Source organism: Lysinibacillus sp. Y5S-8, from assembly GCF_036894365.1.
GTDB lineage: Bacteria > Bacillota > Bacilli > Bacillales_A > Planococcaceae > Lysinibacillus > Lysinibacillus fusiformis_D.
Window position 1 is genome coordinate 1,143,908 of the sequence record NZ_CP145889.1, and the last position, 25,072, is coordinate 1,168,979.

General features: G+C 37.9%; 26 protein-coding genes. All 26 read left to right on the plus strand.

The annotated features are described in order from the left end of the window. The first annotated feature begins 2 nt into the window (after nucleotides 1–2). Nucleotides 3–677 (plus strand): flagellar biosynthetic protein FliO, encoded by a 675-nt coding sequence (locus V6670_RS05325; protein WP_338652992.1) that lies wholly within the window; start codon nucleotides 3–5, stop codon nucleotides 675–677. After that, nucleotides 674–1,339, plus strand: coding sequence for a flagellar type III secretion system pore protein FliP (fliP, locus tag V6670_RS05330; protein WP_036124231.1), 666 nt, complete (start codon nucleotides 674–676; stop codon nucleotides 1,337–1,339). The genes V6670_RS05325 and fliP overlap by 4 nt, the downstream gene beginning before the upstream one ends. Nucleotides 1,340–1,352: 13 nt before the next feature. Beyond that, complete coding sequence (gene fliQ / locus V6670_RS05335; protein ID WP_036124229.1) at nucleotides 1,353–1,622, plus strand: flagellar biosynthesis protein FliQ; 270 nt, start codon at nucleotides 1,353–1,355, stop codon at nucleotides 1,620–1,622. A 4-nt stretch (nucleotides 1,623–1,626) separates the two neighbouring features. Then, the gene (gene fliR / locus V6670_RS05340; protein ID WP_338652994.1) at nucleotides 1,627–2,400 is read left to right on the plus strand and encodes a flagellar biosynthetic protein FliR; all 774 of its coding nucleotides are present in this window, start codon (nucleotides 1,627–1,629) and stop codon (nucleotides 2,398–2,400) included. A 1-nt stretch (nucleotide 2,401) separates the two neighbouring features. Continuing rightward, entirely contained in the window at nucleotides 2,402–3,490 is a 1,089-nt protein-coding gene (gene flhB / locus V6670_RS05345) for a flagellar biosynthesis protein FlhB (protein ID WP_036124225.1), read from the plus strand. Nucleotides 3,491–3,514: 24 nt separating this feature from the next. After that, nucleotides 3,515–5,548 (plus strand): flagellar biosynthesis protein FlhA, encoded by a 2,034-nt coding sequence (flhA, locus tag V6670_RS05350; protein WP_036124222.1) that lies wholly within the window; start codon nucleotides 3,515–3,517, stop codon nucleotides 5,546–5,548. Continuing rightward, complete coding sequence (gene flhF, locus V6670_RS05355; protein ID WP_141903468.1) at nucleotides 5,545–6,735, plus strand: flagellar biosynthesis protein FlhF; 1,191 nt, start codon at nucleotides 5,545–5,547, stop codon at nucleotides 6,733–6,735. Before flhA ends, flhF begins: the two co-directional genes overlap by 4 nt. After that, nucleotides 6,732–7,607: a MinD/ParA family protein gene (locus V6670_RS05360; protein ID WP_141903469.1), complete on the plus strand. Its 876-nt coding sequence runs from the start codon at nucleotides 6,732–6,734 to the stop codon at nucleotides 7,605–7,607. The genes flhF and V6670_RS05360 overlap by 4 nt, the downstream gene beginning before the upstream one ends. Then, a complete protein-coding gene (locus V6670_RS05365) occupies nucleotides 7,608–8,762 on the plus strand; it encodes a chemotaxis response regulator protein-glutamate methylesterase (protein WP_082673691.1) in 1,155 nt (384 codons plus the stop codon). A gap of 15 nt (nucleotides 8,763–8,777) precedes the next feature. After that, a complete protein-coding gene (locus V6670_RS05370) occupies nucleotides 8,778–10,841 on the plus strand; it encodes a chemotaxis protein CheA (protein WP_338652997.1) in 2,064 nt (687 codons plus the stop codon). A gap of 27 nt (nucleotides 10,842–10,868) precedes the next feature. Beyond that, nucleotides 10,869–11,315 carry a chemotaxis protein CheW gene (locus tag V6670_RS05375; RefSeq protein WP_036124209.1) on the plus strand — a complete coding sequence of 149 codons (447 nt, stop codon included), beginning with the start codon at nucleotides 10,869–10,871 and terminating at the stop codon, nucleotides 11,313–11,315. A 9-nt stretch (nucleotides 11,316–11,324) separates the two neighbouring features. Continuing rightward, nucleotides 11,325–11,957: a chemotaxis protein CheC gene (locus tag V6670_RS05380; protein WP_036124206.1), complete on the plus strand. Its 633-nt coding sequence runs from the start codon at nucleotides 11,325–11,327 to the stop codon at nucleotides 11,955–11,957. A 2-nt stretch (nucleotides 11,958–11,959) separates the two neighbouring features. After that, nucleotides 11,960–12,463: a chemotaxis protein CheD gene (locus V6670_RS05385; RefSeq protein ID WP_036124234.1), complete on the plus strand. Its 504-nt coding sequence runs from the start codon at nucleotides 11,960–11,962 to the stop codon at nucleotides 12,461–12,463. After that, the gene (locus V6670_RS05390; protein ID WP_141903472.1) at nucleotides 12,463–12,834 is read left to right on the plus strand and encodes a hypothetical protein; all 372 of its coding nucleotides are present in this window, start codon (nucleotides 12,463–12,465) and stop codon (nucleotides 12,832–12,834) included. Before V6670_RS05385 ends, V6670_RS05390 begins: the two co-directional genes overlap by 1 nt. 694 nt (nucleotides 12,835–13,528) lie before the next feature. Further along, complete coding sequence (locus V6670_RS05395) at nucleotides 13,529–14,299, plus strand: FliA/WhiG family RNA polymerase sigma factor (protein WP_036124200.1); 771 nt, start codon at nucleotides 13,529–13,531, stop codon at nucleotides 14,297–14,299. A 23-nt stretch (nucleotides 14,300–14,322) separates the two neighbouring features. Beyond that, entirely contained in the window at nucleotides 14,323–14,631 is a 309-nt protein-coding gene (locus tag V6670_RS05400) for a hypothetical protein (RefSeq protein WP_036124197.1), read from the plus strand. A gap of 9 nt (nucleotides 14,632–14,640) precedes the next feature. Continuing rightward, nucleotides 14,641–15,225 (plus strand): hypothetical protein, encoded by a 585-nt coding sequence (locus V6670_RS05405; RefSeq protein WP_141903473.1) that lies wholly within the window; start codon nucleotides 14,641–14,643, stop codon nucleotides 15,223–15,225. A gap of 156 nt (nucleotides 15,226–15,381) precedes the next feature. Continuing rightward, complete coding sequence (gene rpsB / locus V6670_RS05410) at nucleotides 15,382–16,101, plus strand: 30S ribosomal protein S2 (protein WP_004269262.1); 720 nt, start codon at nucleotides 15,382–15,384, stop codon at nucleotides 16,099–16,101. 99 nt (nucleotides 16,102–16,200) lie between these two features. Next, on the plus strand, nucleotides 16,201–17,088 hold the full coding sequence (tsf, locus tag V6670_RS05415; protein WP_036124190.1) for a translation elongation factor Ts: 888 nt from the start codon (nucleotides 16,201–16,203) through the stop codon (nucleotides 17,086–17,088). A gap of 213 nt (nucleotides 17,089–17,301) precedes the next feature. Continuing rightward, nucleotides 17,302–18,027, plus strand: a complete 726-nt coding sequence (pyrH, locus tag V6670_RS05420) for a UMP kinase (RefSeq protein ID WP_036124188.1) — start codon at nucleotides 17,302–17,304, stop codon at nucleotides 18,025–18,027. Next, a complete protein-coding gene (gene frr, locus V6670_RS05425; protein WP_036124184.1) occupies nucleotides 18,027–18,584 on the plus strand; it encodes a ribosome recycling factor in 558 nt (185 codons plus the stop codon). Before pyrH ends, frr begins: the two co-directional genes overlap by 1 nt. Before the next feature lie 310 nt (nucleotides 18,585–18,894). Further along, nucleotides 18,895–19,689: an isoprenyl transferase gene (locus tag V6670_RS05430; RefSeq protein WP_036124181.1), complete on the plus strand. Its 795-nt coding sequence runs from the start codon at nucleotides 18,895–18,897 to the stop codon at nucleotides 19,687–19,689. After that, complete coding sequence (locus V6670_RS05435) at nucleotides 19,686–20,486, plus strand: phosphatidate cytidylyltransferase (protein ID WP_036124178.1); 801 nt, start codon at nucleotides 19,686–19,688, stop codon at nucleotides 20,484–20,486. The genes V6670_RS05430 and V6670_RS05435 overlap by 4 nt, the downstream gene beginning before the upstream one ends. Before the next feature lie 63 nt (nucleotides 20,487–20,549). Next, entirely contained in the window at nucleotides 20,550–21,695 is a 1,146-nt protein-coding gene (dxr, locus tag V6670_RS05440; protein WP_338653004.1) for a 1-deoxy-D-xylulose-5-phosphate reductoisomerase, read from the plus strand. Nucleotides 21,696–21,741: 46 nt separating this feature from the next. After that, nucleotides 21,742–23,004, plus strand: coding sequence for an RIP metalloprotease RseP (gene rseP / locus V6670_RS05445; RefSeq protein WP_141903475.1), 1,263 nt, complete (start codon nucleotides 21,742–21,744; stop codon nucleotides 23,002–23,004). A gap of 131 nt (nucleotides 23,005–23,135) precedes the next feature. Further along, the gene (locus V6670_RS05450) at nucleotides 23,136–24,842 is read left to right on the plus strand and encodes a proline--tRNA ligase (protein ID WP_338653006.1); all 1,707 of its coding nucleotides are present in this window, start codon (nucleotides 23,136–23,138) and stop codon (nucleotides 24,840–24,842) included. The last annotated feature ends 230 nt before the right edge of the window (nucleotides 24,843–25,072 follow it).

The following is a 25,072-nucleotide window of genomic DNA, read 5'->3' on the forward strand; positions in this document are numbered from 1 at the left end:
GAATGTTAAAATCATTTCGTTTCACGATGATTTTCGCATTTCTTGTATCCTTCCTGTTTTTGTACCCGACACCAACTTCTGTTTATGCAGATGCTGATACGAATAGTGTCACTGATTGCATTGAAAACCCAGAAGCTTGTAATGGAGATACTACCGATCCAGCTGCTAAACAAGAATTAAATGTATCAGCAGCTGGAGATATATCTGCATGGGAATACATAAAAATGGTTTTGGCGCTTATTTTTGTTGTAGCTTTATTTTATGGATTGATGAAGTTTTTAAATAAACGAAATTTAAACTTCCAACGTAATCAAATGGTACAAAATTTAGGCGGTTTATCGTTAGGTGCTCAAAAGTCAGTTCAGCTTTTACAAGTAGGTAAATCATTGTATTTAGTAGGGGTTGGAGAAGATGTTCAACTGTTACGTGAAATTACTGATCCTGAAGAAGTTGAAGCATTGCTAGCACTCTATAACGAAAGGCAAGAACTTGCAACAACATCACCGTATATTGCAGAAGTACTTTCTAAGTTTAAGAAAAAAGAGCAAGTGAGTATGCACAATGAACAAAAGCAAGATTCATTTGGCAAACTATTTGAAAAAAAGATATCTGAAATCAAACAGGAGCGTAGTGATGAGATAGAGAGATGGAAGCAAAAGGAGAAGGATGATAAATGAATGATTTAATCAATGTTTTTTCCAATAGCGATCCAACCAACGTCTCTACATCTGTTAAGCTCCTACTGTTACTAACGGTTTTATCTCTTGCACCGAGTATCTTAATATTAATGACATCTTTCGCTAGAATTGTCATTGTCTTATCCTTTGTGCGGACGGCATTAGCGACACAGCAAATGCCACCAAATCAAGTGATTGTTGGTCTAGCACTATTTTTAACGTTCTTTATTATGGCACCAACTTTTCAAGAGGTGAATAAAGAGGCATTACAGCCGTTATTTGCTGAGGAAATTGGTTTAGAAGAAGCATATGATCGTGCTAGTGCACCATTTAAAGAGTTTATGAGTAAGCATACAAGACAAAAAGACCTTGAATTATTTTTATCTTATAATCAAGCAGAAAAACCAGCATCAGTGGAGGAAATCCCACTAACAATGCTCGTCCCAGCATTTGCTTTAAGTGAAATAAAAACAGCATTTCAAATTGGTTTTATGATTTTTATACCATTCCTTGTCATCGATATGATTGTTGCGAGTACTTTAATGTCGATGGGGATGATGATGTTACCACCAGTAATGATTTCCTTGCCATTTAAAATCTTATTATTTGTTCTGGTCGATGGCTGGTATCTAGTCATGAAATCGTTACTACAAAGTTTTTAGGGGATGATACAGTATGACAGGTGAATTGGTTATTTCCATAGCAGAACGTGCCATTATGATTATCCTTCTAACAAGCGGTCCGCTATTATTAGTTGCTTTAATCACTGGTTTAGCGGTAAGTATCTTTCAAGCAACAACTTCGATACAAGAGCAAACATTAGCATTTGTACCCAAAATTGTCGCTGTCCTAGTGGCCATCGTATTCTTTGGCCCATGGATGTTATCTCAAGTTACTAGCTATGCGAGAGACATATTCGAGAATTTAACACGTTATATAGGGTGAGTCCATGAATGAATTAATTCCACATTTAACGGTTTTCTTATTAGTACTTGTGCGTGTTTCAGCATTTTTTGTTACGGTCCCTTTTTTTTCATATAGGACCATTCCGCCACAAGTCAAAATTACTCTCGCACTGGTATTAGCTTGGATAATGTACTATACAATTGATGTTGAGCCATTGGTCTTCAATGATGAATACATATTATTAGTGATGAAAGAAGCACTTGTTGGACTATTGCTTGGTCTTATGGGCTACATCATCATGTCTGCAATACAAATTGCAGGAAGCTTTATTGATTTTCAAATGGGATTTGCCATTGCCAATATCATTGATCCACAAACAGGTGCGCAAAGCCCATTAATTGGTCAGTTTTTTAATATGCTAGCACTTCTTTTTTTATTAGCGATTGATGGCCATCATATGATTCTGAATGGAATTTACTATAGCTATCAATTTTTACCGATGGATCAATTTCCAAGCTTTGCTAGTGAAAGCTTACCGAAATTTATTATGACGACTTTCACAGCCGTTTTCGCGATAGCATTTCAGATGGCTGCTCCTGTTGTGGCGACCTTATTTTTAGTCGATTTAGCTTTAGGAATAACAGCAAAAACAGTACCGCAATTAAATATTTTTGTGGTCGGTTTTCCGATTAAAATCGGAGTTAGTTTTTTAGTAATGTTTACAATGATGGCTGTGATGATTCAAGTTATTCAAAAGCTCATTACGATTATGATCTACGGTATACGGGATTTAATGGCCATTTTAGGTGGTGGATGATATGAAGCTACTACTAAGTTTAGATATTCAGTTTTTTGCAGGTGAAAAAACAGAAAAGGCAACCCCTAAAAAACGTCAGGATGCTCGAAAAAAGGGGCAAGTTGTAAAGAGTCAAGATATTTCTAGTGCCATTGTCATGCTTATGGTATTTATCTTTTTATTTTTCTTTGCTGGCTCCTTGCGTGATGAATTATTAGCTTTTTTTAGACAAACATTTATTCATAACATACGCATCGAAAAATTAACGATTGATAGTGTGATGCGCTTATTTACAGAAACATTGATACAGATGGCTTTTATTATTGTGCCCATCATGGCGATTGCTTTTGTTGGAGCTCTTGCGGGTAATTTCCTGCAGTTTGGCTTTTTATTTACATTAGAACCAATGAAATTTGATTTAAAAAAGATGGATCCTATTAAAGGGTTAAAAAAAATATTTTCTGTTAAGGCCATTGTTGAACTGCTGAAGTCAGTCTTAAAGATTGGCTTTATAGGAAGTGTCACAACAATCATTATTTGGACAAACCTACCAGAAGTTTTGGCTTTATCTTTTAAAAGTCCATGGATGACGCTTATTACAGTAGGGAAGCTTGTCGGCATAATGGGTATAGCCGCATCTTTAGTTTTACTTTGTGTATCCGTTCTGGACTGGATGTATCAAAAACATGAGTATGAAAAAAATCTTAAAATGTCTAAGCAAGATATTAAAGATGAATATAAAAATAGTGAGGGTGACCCGCTGATTAAATCGAAAATCAAACAACGTCAACGCGAAATGGCGATGCGTCGTATGATGTCAGAGGTGCCGAATGCAGATGTTGTTATCACCAACCCTACTCACTATGCGATTGCCCTCAAATACGATGAGGACAATATGGATGCCCCACGTATCGTTGCGAAGGGGACAGACTTTGTCGCCCAAAAAATTAAGCTGATCGCCAAAGAGCATGATGTCATAATGGTTGAAAATAGACCTTTAGCACGTGCGATGTATGATCAGGTAGAGATTGGTGATCAAGTACCAGAGGAATTTTTTAAGGCAGTAGCAGAAATACTCGCTTATGTTTACCGTATTAAGCGAAAAATTTAAAGCTTTTAAGTAGGAGGGACACAAATGAAAGTTCGCGATATTGGGGTTTTAGGTGCGGTTATTTTAATCGTTGCGATGCTCATCATCCCTCTTCCTCCGTGGATGTTAAGTTTCTTAATTGTCATTAATATTACATTAGGATTAATTGTACTGCTAACAGCAATGAGTATGAAGGAAGCATTGGACTTTTCTATCTTCCCATCGGTCATTTTACTGTTAACCTTGTTCCGATTAGGATTAAGTGTTTCCACAACCCGTGCTATTTTAGCAAATGGCGATGCAGGGTCAGTCGTTGAAACCTTTGGTGATTTCGTAGTTGGCGGGAATGTTCTTGTTGGTTTAGTTGTCTTCTTAATTCTAGTGTTAATTCAGTTTATTGTAATTACAAAGGGCGCGGAGCGTGTAGCTGAAGTAGCAGCACGTTTCACACTCGATGCAATGCCTGGTAAACAAATGAGTATTGATGCTGACTTAAATGCAGGGGTCATTTCCGAAAAAGAAGCACGTGAACGACGTGAAAAGGTATCGGGAGAAGCAGACTTCTATGGAGCGATGGATGGTGCCACAAAATTCGTAAAAGGGGATGCCATTGCCTCAATGGTAATGGTTATTATCAACCTATTATTTGGGATCATTATCGGGGTAGTGCAAATGGGTCTTCCATTTGCAGAAGCAGCAACTCATTTTTCTAAACTAACAGTTGGAGATGGTATTGTATCCCAAATCCCGGCTTTACTTATTTCAACAGCTACAGGGATTGTTGTAACCCGTGCCTCTTCAAAAGGGAGTCTTGGTCAGGATATAACAGGACAATTATTCGCTCAGGCAAAGCTTCTTTATGTAGCTGGTGGAACGATTATCTTACTTGGATTATTTACACCAATTCCAGATTGGATAACGATTCCAATTGGTGCGTCACTCATTACAGGAGCATATATGATGGGGCGTAAGAAGCCAGAGGATGAAGAGGAATTACTTGAAATTGAGGAAGAAGTGGCAACAGATGGCATGAAGAGCCCTGAAAATGTTGTGAATTTATTAAATGTGGACCCGATCGAATTTGAATTTGGTTATGGATTAATACCTTTAGTAGATGCTACACAAGGTGGGGATTTATTAGATCGTGTTATTATGATTCGACGACAGCTAGCACTAGAATTAGGTATCGTCATCCCAGTTGTTCGTATTCGAGATAATATTCAGCTGCAACCAAATGAATATCGAATTAAAATAAAAGGGAATGAAATGGCACGAGGCGAGCTCTTATTAGATCATTATTTAGCGATGAGCCCTGGTGATGATGACTCTATTGAAGGAATTGATACTGTGGAGCCATCATTTGGACTACCAGCGAAATGGATTACGGAGCAAGTGAAAGAAGATGCCGAAATGTATGGTTACACAGTTGTTGATCCACCAAGTGTGGTGTCAACACACTTAACAGAAATCATTCGAGCAAATGCACATGAGTTACTAGGACGCCAAGAGACGAAGCAGTTAATCGATCACTTACGCGAAACACATCCTATTTTAGTCGAAGAATTAACACCGACGCCTTTGTCTACTGGAGAAATCCAAAAGGTACTTGGCAAGCTTCTTCGAGAAAATGTGTCTGTACGTAACTTACCAATCATTTTTGAGACATTAGCAGACTATGCAAAATTAACGAGTGATACAGATATTTTAACGGAGTATGTCCGTCAAGCATTAGCACGTCAAATTACTGCACAATATGTTGGAGATAGTTCAGCATTAAAGGTGATTACGGTGTCAGGTAAAGTAGAAAAAATGATTGCTGATAGTATTCAACAAACGGATCACGGAAATTATTTAGCAATGGACCCTCAAGATTCTCAAACTGTTTTAGAGACTATTGCAGCAGAAGTAGAGCGTGTTTCCTTTATGGAGCAATCTGCTATCATTTTATGCTCTCCAGCAGTTCGTATGTATTTACGACAATTGACGGAGCGTTATTTCCCTCAAATTCCAGTTCTCTCTTATAATGAGCTGGATGCTTCAGTTGAAATTCAAAGTGTTGGGGTGGTGAATGTTCAATGAAAATGAAAAAATATTATGCATCATCCATACCAGAAGCGATGAAGCAAGTGCGGGCAGAATTAGGTGAGGACGCAGTCATTTTAAATTCAAAAGTAGTCATCACAAAGAAATTTTTCGGTATGATTAAAAAGAAAAGTTTTGAAGTGGTCGCGGGAGTTGATGTTATGGAGCCAAGTTATGTGGCTCCAGCACCAGCTGTACTACCTGTAGAAACAAAAGAAAATGCAAGGTTACAAGAGATTACAAATGCTATTCAAGCAAAAGTCCATCAAGAGCCAACATCACATGTTGCAGCAGTGCATGAGGATACTAGCATCTCTGAAGAATTGAGGAAGGAAATTGCAGATTTAAAATCTTTAATGCAATCGATGCATAAAAAGACCACCCAAGCTCAATATCCCGATGAACTCTTCCCCTTCATTGAATACTTAAGACAGCAAGAGCTAAGTGAAGAGCTCATCACAACGATAGGTGATGAGCTTTTTATGCATTTCAAAGAAGCGTCAGAAATAAATTTTTCACAATGTAAATTAATAACGAAAAATTTACTACGTAAGCAGCTAGAGGCCCTTCCTGTTGGAGGATTGTCCTATGAAAGAAAGTATATAAATGTTTTAGGCCCAACAGGAGTTGGAAAGACTACAACGATTGCTAAAATGGCAGCGCGAGCTGTGTTAGAAAAAAAGAAAAAAGTCGGCTTTATTACGACCGATACGTATCGAATTGCTGCCATAGAACAGCTAAAAACATATGCAGGTCTTTTACAGGCTCCAGTTGAAATTGCTTATAATGCGACCGATTTCGAGCAAGCAATCCAAAGTTTATCCCATTTAGATTTGGTGTTTATTGATACAGCAGGTCGCAATTATAAAGAGGTCAAATATGTGGATGATCTCCAACGTCTCATTAAGTTCGATGATCAAGCAGAGTCTTACTTAGTCCTTGCTATGACAACGAAAGAAAAGGATATGGAGAACATTGTAGACCAATTTAAGCAATTACCAATTGAAAAATTCATTTTCACAAAAATTGATGAAACAAATTCTATTGGCACAATGATCAATTTAATGATTAAATATAATAAAGGACTTGCTTACTATACGAATGGTCAAGAAGTACCAGAAGATATTGAGGAAGCTGATTTAGAAGCAGTACTTAATTTGTTTTTTCAAGGTGAAGAAAAATGAGAGACCAAGCTGAAACATTACGCTTGAAAATGATGAGGCAGCAGGGCGAACTAGGTAGAGCCATTGCAGTTGTCAGTGGCAAAGGTGGAGTAGGTAAAAGTAACTTCACCATGAATTTTGCTATAACCTTGGCCCAAAAGGGAAAAAGAGTTGCCATTGTAGATATGGATATTGGGATGGGGAATATTCATATTTTAATTGGGAAAAATACTTCTTATAGTTTGAAAGACTACTTAGAAGGAAATAAATTACTAGATGAGGTAATATTTGAAGGACCTTATGATCTAAAGTATATTTCAGGTGGGTCTGGTATGACGAGCGTTCTAGATTGGTCACAAAGTATGTTTGAGCGATTGATTCATGCCTTTGAACAGCTTCAAAAAAACTATGATTATATTTTATTTGATATGGGGGCTGGTGCGACAAATTGGTCATTAGACTTACTGACATCCATTGATGAAATTATTGTCATTTCAACCGCGGAGCCTACTTCTATAACAGATGCGTACTCCATGATGAAATATATTCATGTACGTGATCCAGAGAAGGAGTTTTATATTCTTTGTAACCGTGCTTTTAGCAAAGAAGAAGGAATTGAAACGAATGAACGTTTAAAAATAACGATGAAACGTTTTTTAGACAAAGAAATAACCATTCTAGGTTCATTACCTGAAGATCCAGTTGTGCGTAAGGCTGTGCGTGAGCAAGTACCATTCTCGCTTGCTTATCCAGACGCACTAATATCAAAGACATTACAACTCATAGTCGTTCGTTTTATGGAACATCGTGCAGAGGAAATACACGCACATGAACAAACAGCTAAAAAATTTTTATCGAAACTCAGAAGTATTTTCTCGAAAGGGCGTGATTAATTGGACTTTTTACATAAAAGCAAGCTATTAGTTGTGGATGATTCTGCTTTTATGAGAAAGCTAATTAGTGACTTTTTTGTTGGCAACTCGAAGGTGGAAGTAGTTGGAACGGCACGAAATGGAAAAGATGCGATCAAAAAAATACAGTCGTTGAAGCCAACAGTTGTGACAATGGATATTGAGATGCCTGAAATGAATGGGCTCGATGCTTTAAAAGAAATTATGATTCAATGTCCAGTTCCTGTAATAATGCTCTCGAGTACCACTCAACGTGGGACAGAAAATGCAATAGCAGCAATTGAGAGTGGTGCAGTAGATTTTGTCGCAAAGCCAAGCGGAACCATTTCTCTTGATTTACATAAAATCCAAAATGAGCTTGTTCACAAAGTAGAGCAAGCGGCAATGGTGCCGATTTCCAAATTGAAAAAACCTTCTGGTAGTAAAAAACAACAAGAACCAGTGACAAGAGCGAGTACCGTAGTAAAGGAGCCACAACAGCATGGACGAACACCAACTCTTATGAATGTTGCTGCTAGCAATGTAGCTACATCAAAGCCACTGGTAGAATGGAGTAAAGTTGGAAAGAAAATGGTGTTAATTGGTACATCAACCGGAGGACCTCGTGCACTTCAGGAGGTCATTACTAAAATTCCTAAGTCCATACAAGCACCTATATTAATTGTTCAGCATATGCCAGCTGGATTTACTAAATCACTTGCTACTCGTCTGGATCAGCTAAGTGAAATTGCTGTAAAAGAAGCGGAACAGGGCGATATATTGCAAAATGGAGTAGCTTATATTGCACCGGGTGGTTATCATTTAAAGCTGAGAAAAGTAGGAACGACTTTTGGCATTGTTCTTGATAATCAGGAAGCACCGAGATCAGGCCATCGCCCTTCTGTAGATGTAATGTTTGAAGATGTTAGTCAATATAAGGATTTTGATAAAGTGGCAGTCATTATGACTGGTATGGGCCATGATGGTTCTAATGGACTGAAAGCATTGAAAAAAAGTGGTAATGTCATAGCTATTGCAGAATCAGCCGAAACTTGCATTGTATATGGTATGCCAAAAGCAGCAGTAGAAACGCAACTTGTTGATGAAGTTGCAGATGTAGATGATATTGCACAAACAATAATGAAATATTTGCCTTAAAAGGGGTGTCCTCTTATGGAAGTCAATCAATATTTAGAGATGTTTATCGAAGAAAGTAAAGAGCATTTACAAGCATGTAGTGAACATTTATTAGAATTAGAGAAGAATCCAGATGATTTGGCCATTGTTGGGGAAATATTCCGCTCTGCCCACACGTTAAAAGGTATGTCTGCCACAATGGGCTTTGAAGATTTAGCGGATTTGACACATAAAATGGAGAATGTTTTAGATGCTATTCGTAATGAGAAAATCCATGTCACACCTGAAATACTAGATGTTGTCTTTGAATCTGTTGATCATCTAGAAGAAATGGTGATGGATATTGCGAACGGTGGAGATGGTAAACGTGATGTTTCATCAACTGTTGCACAGCTGAAGCGCATTGAATTAGGTGAGGAAGCAGTACCAGAAGTGGTAGCAACAGTGGCACCAACAGTCGTTGCAAGTGTTTTAGAATATGATAGCTTTGAACAAACAGTTATTACACAATCATCTGAACAAGGCTTCAATGCATTTGAAATTGCAGTTACATTACGTGAGGATTGCCTATTAAAGGCTGCACGTGTATTTATGGTGTTTGAAATTTTAGAAAAAGATGGAGATGTCATTAAGTCCAGTCCATCTGTTGAAAAGCTTGAAGATGAACAGTTTGATCAACAATTCTATGTTGCTTTTGTGACAAAAGAAACAGCCGAAGATATGCAGAAAAAAATAATGAAGGTTTCAGAGGTTGATGAAGTCGTTGTGACAACAATTGACCTGAGGAAATTTAGTGAAAAACAATATGAAGCCCATCAGGAAGTAGCAGCAACAGCAGTGGTAGAAGTAGAACCAACACCAGCAGCTACGCCTGCGAAAGCTGAACCTGTTGCGGCACCAGCCAAAGCAGCAGCACCAGCTAAAGCTGATAAAGCTCATGCACCTGTAGGGAATAAAACGATTCGTGTAAATATTGAACGTCTTGATATTTTAATGAACTTGTTTGAAGAGCTTGTCATTGATCGTGGTCGACTACAATCGATTGCTACAGAAGTGAATCATGGTGAGTTAAATGAAACAGTAGAGCGCATGAGTCGTGTAATGGGTGATCTACAAACAATTATTTTAACGATGCGTATGGTACCAGTGGAAACAGTATTCAACCGATTCCCAAAAATGATTCGTCAGCTATCGCGTGACTTAAATAAAAAGATCAACCTAGAAATCATCGGTGCAGAAACCGAGTTAGATCGTACGGTTATAGATGAAATTGGGGACCCACTAGTTCACTTAATCCGTAATTCTGTGGATCATGGGATTGAGAATCCGACGGCTCGTCGTGCAAAAGGTAAGCCAGAAGAAGGAACAGTTGTCCTACGTGCGTATCATAGTGGAAACTATGTCTTTATTGAAATTGAAGATGACGGCGCGGGCATTAATCGTGAAAAAGTACTAGCGAAAGCTATTTCAAAAGGCATTGTGACACAAGAACAATCATATTCAATGTCTGATAAACAGATTAATGAGCTTATTTTAGCTTCAGGCTTCTCAACTGCCGATGTCATTTCTGATGTCTCTGGTCGTGGGGTAGGTTTAGATGTTGTGAAAACAACGATTGAATCACTTGGTGGCAATATTTCAATTGAATCTACACAGGATGTTGGATCTATCTTCTCGATTCAATTACCACTGACATTATCGATTATTTCAGTCATGCTGGTGGAGATTGAAAAAGAAATTTATGCAATTCCACTATCTTCTATTATTGAAACATCTATTATCCGTTCATCAGAGATTATGAATGCGCATAATCAAAAAGTAATCGACTTCCGTGGCAAGGTTGTTCCATTGGTATTCTTAGAGGAAATCTTTGAGGTTCCTCGTAAAGAGTCACAAGATGAAGAATTCCATTCAGTCGTAATTGTTCGCAAAGGTGAAAAACTTGCTGGTCTAGTAGTGGATTCTTTCATTGGACAACAAGAGATTGTCTTAAAGTCATTAGGAAATTACTTAACAAATATCTTTGCCATTTCAGGTGCAACGATTTTAGGTAATGGTAAAGTAGCCTTAATTGTAGATTGCAACGCACTAATTAAATAAGGTGAATGAATAAGAGAGGTGTAAAGTATGACAAACGCAGTGGAACAAGAAAGTATTAAAGTAATTGTTTTTCAGCTAGCAGATAAAGAATATGCAATTCCCGTGTCCCATGTACAAGGAATTGAAAAATTAATGCATATTACGCGTGTACCGAAAACCGTGAAATATGTGAAAGGTGTAATCAATCTACGAGGTGTTGTTACACCAATAGTAGATTTACGTGAACGCTTTGAACTACCTGTTTCTGAACATGAAGAAACAACACGTATTATCATTATTTCATTAGAAGATATGGAAGTAGGTTTTGTTGTAGATTCAGCGAACGATGTTATTGATATTCCAGCAAGTGCAATTGAACCGCAACCAGAGGTCGTTGGCTCACTTGAAGAAGAATTTATTTCAGGTGTTGCCAAAGTAGAGAAACGATTATTAATCTTGTTACATTTAGAAAAAGTATTAAATCCACTAAAGTAGGGATCGATAATGACATTTAATCAAAAGATTACATCGCTACATTTAGATGTATTAAAGGAAATTGGAAATATTGGTGCTGCGCATGCCGCGACAGCACTTTCCAATTTACTTGGGAAAAAAATTGATATGCGCGTTCCAAAGGTAGAAATGGTGTCCTTTAACGAAATGATGGAATTGGCTGGCGGATCTGAAAACGTTGTAGTTGGTATTTACCTTCGTATTGAAGGAGATGCTGAAGGAAGTATGTTCTTTATTTTACCTATCGAGCAAGCAAATCGCTTTATCCGTCGTCTTATTTTTGATGATACATTTGACTTTAAAAAGCAACCAGTTTCAGAGCTAGGCTTATCAGCTATGCAAGAAATGGGCAATATTTTATCGGGCTCCTATTTATCTGCCTTATCGGACTTTACCAATTTGAAAATTTACCCAACAGTACCTGGTCTAAGTGTAGATATGTTTGGCGCTATTATCAGTATTGGTTTAATCGAATTATCACATGTAAGTGATAATGTTATTGTGATAAATACATCCATTTTTGAAGAAGGTGTAGAAGACCACGAAACGGTGAGAGGTCATTTCTTCCTGCTTCCCGATCCCGACTCATTCGATGCAATTTTTAAAGCATTAGGAGTTTCATGATGATGTTAAGCAGCAGTAGTGGACAAGTAATTAAAGTGGGAATTGCACAAATGGATGTAGTAAAGTTACCTAACACCATTCGAACTTCTGGTCTTGGTTCTTGTGTGGGCGTTATTTTATATGATGAGTCAAAAAAAATTGCTGGTTTAATCCATGTGATGTTACCAGATTCAAGCTTAGGTAGAGCTGAGTCAATCAATGTGGCAAAATTTGCAGATTCAGGTATTGCAGCAATGATAGATTTATTAAAATTAGAAGGCGTTCAAAAATTTAAACTAAAGGCAAAAATTGCAGGGGGGGCGCAGATGTTCCAATTTACATCTGACAAAGATACGATGCGTATCGGTCCCCGCAATGTAGAAGCAGTTAAACATGAGTTAAAGAGACATGGAGTACCTTTAGTGGCCGAGGATACTGGTGGAAATAGTGGTAGAACGATTGAATTTAATCCTGCAACGTCGATATTACATATTCGAACAGTTAACCAAGGAGTGAGCGAAATCTAATGTTTGGTTCTATTTTTTACAATCTATGGGGAGCATTAATTGCTTTTTCAATTTATTTTTTCAGTACATTTCAAAAACCATCTACCCCCCTTCGCATCATCATCAGCTCTTTTGTTGTAGCAATTATCGTCTTTATCGCTATGTATATAGTACGTTTTTTAATTGCTTACATCATGTTTACGCCAGAGGCTAATGAAGAAGTGGATGAAGATGATCTAACAGATGATGAACTTGATGCTACTGATGGCGCAAAGCAAGAGGCTCCAGCAGTTAATTCAACGGTTGAATTTCAAGATGAAAATTCCGAGGAAATTGCTCAAGTAGTACGAACGATGATGAATCGAGAAGAAGAGCAACAAGTGAATGCGTAAAAATGAGTCGCGAATAGCGGCTCTTTTTTTATTGGGCATTTGAAGGCTTTATTATACGAGAAACTCAAAAGTTCAGGCTAGCTTATTAGCGCACTTTATTACAGGAGGAAAACCACCGCTTAATGAAGCAGATAAGCAAGAATGGCCAAAAGGAGGGAGAGGGCGAACATGGTATTAGTGATGGGCTGAAGCAATCGCTCGTAGATCTCAATATTCAGTGGGAAAATTATTTCTAGCCCTATAGCACGTTTTTGAAACGACGATTTGTGCATTGTGGATGAAGGCTGTCAATGTAGGTATTATAGCCTTTTTGTTCAATGTCATAGTTATGATGCACCTTAGCATCGAATTAAATAGCGTCCTAAATTATAAGTTTAATTCTGTAGACAAATTTTAGAACTGTATCCAACTGTTCATCATAACAAGGGTACAGTTTTTCTATGAGATTAAAAAATTAAGGAATATATTAGAGAGTAAGAGAAACAAATGAAATTATAGTCGATTCTTGTTATAATATAGGAAAGATGGCAACTGCTTATCGAGTTTTTAACTATTCGAGGCTCACGTCTAGATTAGCTTTAATGTGGATTTTTTACAAAAATTAACCGAGAAATCCTGTTGAATGATTAATTTTATGAGCGCAAATAGTCAGTGGCAAACGGGCGCGTAAAGCGTTTTTAGAGAGGTGGATTTCATGACACAACCAATTCTGAACGATGAGCAAAAACTATGGAATCGCTGGATTCATGAGCGTGATCCAGATGCTGGTGATTTACTTATAAAAAAATATATTTCTTTAGTATCTTACCATGTCCAACGTATTGGTGCGGGTTTGCCAAAGAGCGTATCACGAGACGATTTAACGAGTTTAGGCATGGTAGGGCTTTTTGATGCATTAAATAAATTTGATATTAACAGAGATTTAAAATTCGATACATATGCTTCGTTTAGAGTAAGAGGCGCTATCATTGATGGTTTACGTAAGGAAGACTGGTTACCGCGTTCAGCGCGTGAAAAAGCCAAAAAATTAGATGCTCAAATTGAACAATTAGAGCAAAAATATATGCGTCATGTAACACCTGAGGAACTTGCGGAGCATATGGAAGTATCTGTTGAAGATGTGTATCAGACAGTGCAAGAGCATTTTTTTTCAAATGTTCTTTCCATTAATGAGCAACAGGATCAAGAGGAAGCGGACGGTAAGTCATTTGTCATCCGAGATGATACGACAAAAACACCTGAGCAAACTGTTATTAAATCCGAGTTATTAGGTGACTTGGCTGAGAATATTCAAAAGCTCAATGAAAAAGAACAGCTTGTACTTAGTTTATTTTACACAGAGGAATTAACTTTGACTGAAATTGGTGAAATGCTTGAACTGTCAACATCACGTATTTCACAGATTCATTCAAAAGCGCTATTAAAGCTACGAAAGCTATTATCAAGTGAAATGATTAATGCGTAAATATCCTTGAGGGAGAGATTCCAATGAGTTTAAAAGGTGTCGAATTACAAATTGCTATTCCAAAAACATTTGAAGCGGGGAAAATGGCAGATCAGGCACAGCAACAAGCATTAGCCCAACAGGCACACGCAAATGAAGCATTAAAAAAAGAAGTAGAGCGCAAGCAAAAAATTGTCAATACAACAGAAGGTATGGATGAAATTAGTGAGGATGAGGATGCAGGTGGCGAATATTTAACAGGTATTCATAAAAAGAAGAAAAAGAAGCAGGGTCAACAAGAAAAACAGGCACAACATCCGTTTAAAGGGAATTTCGTGGATTTTAGTGGATAGGAGTTTACAATGACAACCATACTAATAGCGTTACTATTCTTTTTACAGCTACTTTCATTTTACTTCCTTATTATTTTAAATACAAAGCTCGCAAAATTTAAGGATTTAGAAAAGAAGCAAGAACGTTTAATGAGGGAAATGGACGATACCATTACGGCTTATTTAGCAGAAATGAAAGATGAAAATGACCGTCTCATTAAAGAGTTACAAAATGTCAAACAGCCCGAAATAGCGGCGAGTAGCTTGCAGCAAATAGAACAAAGTGTGACACCAATGGAACAGTCTTCTTCGGATTTAACCCAAGGGACTAAAAGTGATAGTTCGCTAAGTTTAGATAAAGATTCTCGTATCTACGTACCTAAAAAAATTGTAGCAAATGCTTATTCACGTCAGCAACATACTGGTGCAAAAAAGGCACAAGCAGCGCCATCTCCAAAAGAGGAGATGGCAAGCCTACCTGAAAAAGAAAAAGTGCTGACGGTGGAACAGCAAGCGCTAGAATTAGCAAAGCAGGGAAAATCAGCAGAGGAGATAGCGAAACAACTGCAAAAGGGGAAAACAGAAATCGAGCTTTTACTGAAATTTCATCACTAAATTGTTGCGAATCAATCAAAGCTATGATATAGTTGCAAATGGTGTTATTACTACACACGCATTTTGATGTAGTAAGTGGTGCTCTAAGTTTAGGGTAGCTTGTTGCAGATGATAAATGCGGAGGATAAAAACCAAACATACTAGGAGGAAATTCACATGTCAGTAATTTCTATGAAACAATTACTTGAAGCTGGTGTACATTTCGGTCACCAAACTCGTCGTTGGAACCCAAAAATGAAGAAATATATCTTCGTTGAACGTAACGGGATCTACATCATCGACTTACAAAAAACGGTTAAAAAATTAGAGGAAGCTTATGACTTCATGCGTCAAGTTGGTCAAGACGGTGGTAAAGTTCTTTTCGTTGGTACGAAAAAACAAGCACAAGAAGCGATCAAAGATGAAGCTGAACGTTCAGGCAACTACTACATCAACCAACGCTGGTTAGGTGGTACTCTTACAAACTTCGGTACAATTCAAAAACGTGTTGCACGTATGAAACAAATCGAAAAAATGGAAGAAGAAGGAACTTTCGAAGTTCTTCCTAAAAAAGAAGTAATCCAACTTAAAAAAGAACACGAACGTCTAATCAAATTCCTAGGCGGTATCCGTGATATGCACGATCTTCCAGACGTAATGTTCGTGGTTGACCCACGTAAAGAGCGCATTGCTGTTGCAGAAGCTCGTAAATTAAACATCCCTCTAGTAGGTATTGTTGATACTAACTGTGATCCAGATGAAATCGACTACGTAATCCCTGCTAACGATGATGCTATTCGTGCTGTTAAACTTTTAACTGCTAAAATGGCTGACGCTTTAATCGAGTCAAAACAAGGTGAAGAAGAAGCTCCAGCTGTAGAAGCTGCTGCTGAGTAATTCACGTTTACAAAAAGGTGATAAGTGGCTCAAAACCCTTATCACCTTTTTTAGAACCTATCATTAAATAGTTCAACCAATTTGAGGAGGAAACACTAAATGGCAAACATTACTGCACAATTAGTAAAAGAATTACGCGAAAAAACTGGCGCTGGTATGATGGATTGTAAAAAAGCGTTAGTAGAAACTGATGGTAACCTAGAAGCTGCAATCGACTTCCTACGTGAAAAAGGTCTTTCTTCAGCTGCTAAAAAAGCTGACCGTATCGCTGCAGAAGGTACAACTTACATTTTAGAACAAGGTAACGAAGCAATTATCGTGGAAGTAAACGCAGAAACTGACTTCGTTGCGAAAAACGACAAATTCCAAGTATTAGTTTCTTCTTTAGCAGAGCAATTACTTGCTGCTAAACCAGCTTCAGTTGAAGCCGCTTTAGAGCTTACAAATGCTGAAGGTGTAAAAATTGAAGATCAAATTTCAACAGCTGTTGCAACAATTGGTGAAAAAATTACACTTCGTCGTTTCGAAATTAAATCAAAATCTGATGCAGATGCATTCGGAGCTTACTTACACATGGGCGGCCGTATTGGTGTATTAGTGACTTTAGAAGGTTCTACTGATGCAGCAGCAGCTAAAGATGTTGCGATGCACATTGCAGCAATCAACCCAACATATGTTTCTCGCGATGAAGTTTCTGCTGAAGAAGTTGAACGTGAGCGTAAAGTATTAACAGAGCAAGCTCTTAACGAAGGTAAACCAGAAAACATCGTTGCGAAAATGGTTGAAGGCCGTCTTGGTAAATATTTCGAAGACGTTTGCTTGCTTGATCAAACATTTGTTAAAAACTCAGATCAAAAAGTACGTGATTTCGTAGCTTCAACTGGTGGTTCAGTAAACGGCTTTGTACGTTACGCTGTTGGTGAAGGTATCGAAAAACGTGAAGATAACTTTGCAGAAGAAGTAATGAGCCAAGTTAAAGGTAACTAATTTCGCTTGCATTTGATTCTAATCAAATAATATCTAGATTATCTAGACTAAAATGGGGAACACAACATAGCGTGTTCCCTATTTTTCCGAAATGAACGAAAAACGGATATAATTTTCTATTCTGCCTTATTCACAACTAGCAATTATTGTTAGATATACTATAATGGAAAAGGGAATAGAAAGGTTTTAAATAAAGTCTTACGGAGGTTTACAATGAGTGTACCGCAATATAAACGAGTAGTTATTAAACTAAGTGGTGAAGCGTTAGCTGGAGAAGCGGGCTTCGGTTTATCACCAAAAATAATCAAGTCTGTTGCAGAAGAAGTAAAAGAAGTAGTAGATCTTGATGTAGAAGTTGCTGTTGTTGTAGGTGGCGGTAATATATGGCGTGGTAAAATAGGTAGTGAAATGGGAATGGATCGTGCTGCAGCCGATTATATGGGCATGTTAGCAACCGTTATGAACTCACTAGCTTTACAAGATGCTCTTGAAAAATTAGGTATTGAAACACGCGTTCAATCTTCTATTGTGATGACTCAAGTAGCGGAGCCATACATTCGTCGTAAAGCAGTTAGACATCTAGAGAAAAAACGTGTCGTTATCTTTGCAGCAGGGACAGGTAATCCGTTCTTCTCTACTGATACTACTGCCGCATTACGCGCAGCAGAAATTGACGCAGATGCGATTTTAATGGCTAAAAATAATGTCGATGGCGTTTATTCGGCAGATCCAAAAGTGGATGAAACAGCCATTAAATATGATACACTCACATACTTAGAAGTTATCCAACAAGGCTTACAAGTAATGGATTCAACGGCTTCCACTTTATGTATGGATAACGATATCCCGCTAATTGTTTTCTCAATTACGGAGCCAGGTAACATTAAACGTGCTGTACAAGGCGAAAAAATCGGAACAGTTGTTAGGAGGAACGTATAATGGCTAAACAAGTCTTAGAACAAGCAAAAGAAAAAATGAACAAAACAATCACAGCTTTCTCACGTGAACTATCATCTATTCGTGCAGGTCGTGCGAACGCATCTTTATTGGATCGTATCATGGTGGACTACTATGGGGCACCAACACCAATTAACCAACTTGCAGGTGTTTCTGTACCAGAAGCTCGCTTACTAGTCATTACACCTTACGATAAAACAATTTTAGGTGATATTGAAAAAGCAATTATGAAATCAGATATCGGGATTACACCAACAAATGATGGTTCGATCATTCGTTTAATGATTCCAGCACTAACAGAAGATCGTCGTAAGGATCTAGTAAAGCAAGTGAAAAAAGAAGCGGAAGACGCAAAAATTGCTGTACGTAACGTTCGTCGCGATGCAAACGATGATTTGAAAAAACTTGAAAAAGCTGGCGAAATCACAGAAGACGATCTACGTGGCTATGGTGACGATATTCAAAAATTAACAGATGAATTCATTGTGAAAGTAGATCAAGTAGCGAAAGATAAAGAAAAAGAAATTTTAGAGGTGTAAACAAGACGTTTTACATGTCTATGATGGAACTTTTTGATGAGATGAAGGCGTCCTATACATAACAGGACGTCTTTTCGCTTTATTGTTCATAATCAATTGCTTCGTCATATAAAGAGCATACATGAATGCGAAAAGATCATTAATAACACCATCATCGATTTTCTAACAAACTTATTCTTTATTATGTGTATAGTTCTAAAATAAGCTAGTACATACATAGTCAATTTAGAGGGAAAAAAAAGACAAAAAGCGCTTTTGTTTGTTATGATAGGTTAGTATACGTCCGATTAGTTGTAGTGGGGGAGTTAGCATGTTTAAAAAGCTATTAGGAAAACAAATAAATATGGATACACTATCATTGGAGGAGCGTGTGGCCCTAACTAAAAGCGAGCCGATTCCTGCCCATGTAGCGATTATTATGGACGGAAATGGACGTTGGGCGAAAAAACGTGCTATGCCACGAGTTGCTGGTCATCATGAAGGAATGAAGACCGTACGTAAGGTAACTAGGTTTGCGTCGGATTTAGGAATTAAAGTTTTAACCGTATATGCATTTTCCACGGAAAATTGGAAGCGACCAAAACCAGAGGTTGATTTTCTTATGCGTCTACCTGTTGAATTTTTAGGTTCTTTCTTACCAGAAATGATGCAGCGTAATGTACGTGTCGAAATGATTGGTGATCCATCCTTATTACCTGCTCATACGCAAAAGGCGTTGTATGAGGCAATGGAAGAAACAAAGCATAATACAGGGCTTGTCTTAAATTTTGCGCTGAACTATGGGAGTCGTTCTGAAATGGTCAATGCCATGAAAACGATGCTGCAAAAAGTGCAGGACGGTCAATTAACGATGCAAGACATAACAGAAGAATGCTTAACGTCTCATTTAATGACGGCCCATTTGCCTGAACCAGATCTTCTAATTCGTACAAGTGGTGAAGTACGATTAAGTAACTTTATGTTATGGCAGCTCGCCTATACAGAATTTTGGTTTACAGATACATTGTGGCCAGATTTTAGTGAGGAAAGCTTACTGGAAGCGGTGGAAAATTATCAGAAGCGTAATCGCCGTTACGGTGGGTTGAAGGGAGAAGAAACAACTTGAAACAACGAATTATCACGGCAATAATCGCAGCAGCACTTTTTATTCCGTTCGTTATTTATGGCAAAGTACCATTTACCATACTTGTGCTTGCAATGGCTATTGTCGGTTTTTATGAAATCTTAAAAATGAAAGGGATTTCCATTTTTTCTGTGCCTGGTTTTCTAGGGTTAATAACATTAGTATTACTTGTTATACCGAAAGATTGGAGTGAAAAAGTTGTAGAGACAATAGGCTATTCATCCAATTTAATGGTTGTTTATGGTCTAATGATGTTACTACTGATTTACGTGGTCCTTGTAAAAAATAAAATAACCTTTGACGAAGTGGGCTTTATTTTATTGGGTGCATTTTATGTGGGGTTAGGATTCCATTATTTAATTGAAACAAGAAATGTTGGATTAGAGTATGTTGTCTATTGTTTATTAGTTGTTTGGACAACAGATTCAGGTGCCTATTTTGTAGGAAGAAAATTAGGGAAGAATAAGTTATGGCCTGAAATCTCACCGAAGAAAACGATTGAAGGTTTTCTAGGCGGAATTGTCATTGCGGTTATTTTTGCAGTTGGTATGCAACTCATTTACCCATTTGCAAATGGTTATATATCACTTGTTTTTGTCACGATTTTTGCCTCTATTATTGGACAAATGGGAGATTTGGTAGAATCAGCTATCAAACGTCATTTTGATGTAAAAGATTCGGGCAATATTTTACCAGGGCATGGCGGAATTTTAGATCGCTTCGATAGTCTATTATTTGTCGTGCCTCTCCTTCATTTTTTACATTTGTTTGGTAATTAATCTGTATATTAAAAGACATCTTGCTAAATCATTTGCTTAGATAGAAAAAGGGGACAATTTGTTGTGAAAAAAATTAGTTTATTAGGTGCAACGGGTTCAATCGGTTGGCAAACCTACGATATTTTAAAAGAACAACGTGATGCGTTTCAATTAGTGGCTTTTTCTTCAGGGAAAAACATTGAGAAAACACGAGAAATGATTGAAACATTAAAACCCGAGCTAGTTTCTGTGCAGCTAGAAGAGGATGCACGAGACCTTGCGAAAGATTATCCTGAAATCCAATTTACATTTGGGGCGAAAGGTCTTGTAGAAGTTGCTACACATCCAGACTCAACTGTACTCGTCAATGCTGTGCTAGGAAGTGTTGGTCTGGAATCAACATTAGCAGCTATTCGCATGGGCAAAACGATTGCCATTGCTAACAAGGAAACACTTGTTACAGCTGGTCATTTAGTCATGGCAGAAGCCAAAAAATATAAGGCCACGATTTTACCTGTTGATAGCGAGCACTCAGCCATCTTCCAATCAATGAATGGCGAAAATCCCAAAAATATTGAGCGTTTAATTATTACAGCTTCAGGTGGTAGCTTCCGTGATAAAACACGTGACCAATTACAGCATGTGACGGTTGCAGATGCATTGAATCACCCGAACTGGTCTATGGGCGCAAAAATTACGATAGACTCCGCAACAATGATGAATAAAGGATTAGAAGTCATTGAAGCACATGTTTTATTTGATATGCCATATGATAAAATAGATGTACTTTTGCATAGAGAAAGTATTATTCACTCTCTTGTTGAGTATCATGATACTAGTGTGATTGCTCAGCTAGGCACGCCAGATATGCGCGTACCGATTCAATATGCTTTAAGCTATCCTGATCGTATACCATTACATAATGGTCAGCGACTAAATTTAGCGCAAATTGGACAACTACATTTTCAAGATATGGACTTTGAGCGTTACCCGGCTTTGCGTTTAGCATATGAGGCTGGTCGTACAGGTGGTACCATTTTGACAGCGATGAATGCAGCAAATGAAGCGGCAGTTGCAGCCTTTTTACAAGGGAAAATTACATTCCTTGAAATTGATGAGACGATTGAACGAGTAATGCATGCACATCAAAACATTGCAGTACCAGATTTACAAACGATTTTACATGTGGACAGTGAGACAAGAAAAATAGTGTTAGACATGGTAAAATAACGAAAGTGCTGTATCGTTAACTAATCGCTATTAAAGGTGGGGTATTATGCAAACAGCCATTGCATTTATTTTAATATTTGGGATGCTCGTCTTCTTCCATGAACTTGGACATTTCTTATTTGCTAAACGTGCAGGTATTTTAGTGCGTGAATTTGCTATCGGAATGGGTCCCAAAATTTATGGGAAAACGCATGGAGAAACAATGTATACTATTCGATTATTGCCTATCGGTGGGTATGTTCGTATGGCCGGCGAGGATATGGATGGCACTGAACTACAGCCAGGCTATCGAATAGGGCTAATTGTCGATGAAGATAATGTTGTGAAAAAAATTATTTTCAATCAAAGTAATAAGCAGCTACCAGATTTATTATTTTTAGAAGTTGAGCGTGCTGATTTAGAGAAGAATTTATTTGTAGAAGGCTATGATGAAGAAGAACGTCTAGTTCGTTATGACGTAGCAAGAGATTGTGTTCTTGTGGAAAATGGTCGTGAATTAGTCATTGCACCACATGATCGTCAATTTAATGCAAAAACAGTTGGTCAACGTGCGATGACAATCTTTGCAGGTCCTTTGTTTAACTTTATTCTTGCGTTTGTGATTTACTTGGTAATTGGGTTAATCCACGGTGTCCCAACATACGAGCCGATTATCACTGAAGTAGTAGAAAATGATCCAGCTGCACAGGCAGGAATGCTCGCGGGAGATAGAGTAACAGCCATTGACGGACAAGCCGTTGAAAAATGGCAGGATTTAGCCGCTATTGTTCAAGATCATCCAAACGAAGAAATTACAGTGACTGTGGAACGTGATGGACAATCTATGAACTTAAATATGACTGTGAAAGAAATCCAGCAGGATGGCGAAAAATATGGTCAAATTGGTGTGCGCTATGACAGTCCGAGAGAATTTAATCCATTAAAAGCTGTAGTTTATGGAGCACAAGAAACCTATAATATGACCATGAAAATATTTGAGCTTCTTGGTATGTTGATTACTGGTAAGTTCACAATAGATGCACTTTCTGGACCTGTTGGCATTTATAAAGCAACAGAGCAGGTAGCCCAGTATGGTATTATGAACTTAATGAATTGGGCCGCGATGTTAAGTATTAACTTAGGGATTATGAACCTTCTTCCATTACCAGCACTTGATGGTGGTCGTTTATTATTCTTTGGTTTTGAAGCTTTACGTGGTAAACCAATCGATCGTCAAAAAGAGGGAATTGTCCATTTCGTAGGAATTGTCCTACTGATGATTTTAATGGTTGTCGTGACATGGAACGATATTCAACGATTCTTCTTTTAAACCAATGACAGTTAAATGAAATTTCATTTTCTAGCTTTGAGCGCAATTACTATGAAACATTGCGCTCAAAGCTAAATTTGTTTATGCTATTGAGAGTATAAACTTATCTATTAAAAAAGGTGGAACACTGAATGAAGCAAAGTAAAACATTTATCCCAACATTACGTGAAGTACCTGCGGATGCTGAGGTAAAATCACATAAGCAATTACTACGAGCAGGGTTTATTCGTCAAAATACAAGTGGGGTATACTCGTATTTACCGCTTGCAAAACGTGTCTTAACAAAAATTGAAACAATTATCCGTGAAGAAATGGAAGCCATCAACTCTATTGAGCTTCTAATGCCATCCTTACAATCTGCTGAGCTTTGGCAGGAATCAGGTCGCTGGGAAAAATACGGACCAGAATTAATGCGCCTAAAAGACCGTCACGACCGTGATTTTGCATTAGGACCAACTCATGAAGAAGTGATTACAACTTTAGTACGTGATGAAATTAAATCCTATAAAAAATTGCCGTTAACATTGTATCAAATTCAAACTAAATTCCGTGATGAAAAGCGCCCTCGCTTCGGCTTATTACGAGGAAGAGAATTTATAATGAAGGATGCTTATTCTTTCCATGCGTCACGTGAAAGTTTAGATGAAACATATGAAGATATGTATCGTGCGTATTCAAATATTTTCTCCCGCCTTGGCTTAAACTACCGCGCTGTCATTGCAGATGCAGGTTCAATTGGCGGTAAAGGTACACATGAATTTATGGTGCTATCTGAAATTGGAGAAGATACGATTGCCTACTCAGATACTTCTGACTATGCAGCAAATATCGAAATGGCTGAAGTCATTGCGGATTATCAACCATCAGATGACGCTTTAAAAGAAGTTGAAAAAGTGGCAACACCAGAGCAAAAAACAATTGAAGAAGTATCAGCGTTCTTAAATGTAGAGCCAGCTAATGTGATCAAATCTTTAGTGTTTGATGTAGACGGGGAGCTTGTGGTTGTCCTTGCACGTGGGGATCATGAAATTAATGATATCAAGCTGAAAAATGCACTTGATGCAGGTTCTGTGGAGCTGGCTAGTGAAGCAGCAATCCGTGAATTATTAGGCTGTGGCGTTGGTTCAATTGGGCCAGTGAAATTACCAGTAGACGTAAAGGTAGTAGCAGACCAAGCTATCAAATCTATCCGTAACGGTATTGCAGGTGCAAATGTAGATGGATTCCATTTAGTGAATGTCAACCCAGAGCGTGATTTTGCTGTGAATGACTACTTAGATATTCGTTTTATTAAAGAGGGAGATCCTTCCCCAGACGGACAAGGGTTTATTAAATTCGCAGAAGGTATCGAAGTTGGTCATATTTTCAAATTAGGTACTACATACTCTGCTAAAATGAATGGTACTTTCTTAGATGAGCAAGGGAAGGCTCAACCGTTTATTATGGGCTGTTACGGTATTGGGGTATCTCGTATTCTAGCTGCCGTGGCTGAGCACTTCCAAGATGATAATGGATTTACTTGGCCAATACAATTAGCACCATATGATATTCATGTTGTGCCAGTTAACACGAAAGATGAGGCGCAAGTGGCATTAGCAGATGAACTTTACGGTTTATTAAAATCATATCGTTATGATGTACTTTTAGATGATCGTGCCGAGCGTGCAGGTGTAAAATTTGCAGACGCTGATTTAATTGGTTTACCTGTGCGTGTAACGGTTGGTAAAAAAGCATCTGAAGGTATGGTAGAAGTGAAATTCCGTCAAACTGGTGAAACATTTGAATGGAAAAAAGAAGAGGTCATTGATCGCCTTAACGAATTTTTCCGTAAAAACTAATGGCTTGTTAAGAGGTTGGTTATAATTAGAAGTTAATGCTTTTGATAGAGGCTTTCGTAAAATTTTGATAAGATAGAGATAAATAATTCGCGACACTTCTGCGGGACAGTGAGCCAAGCAAGAAACAACAGATGGTAAAACTCTGTTAAGCTTGAAGAGCGCCCGCAGTGAGGGAGCGAATTTTTTTCTTGAATTCTCTCGTGTCTTTGAGACGAATTAGAGGAGGAGGC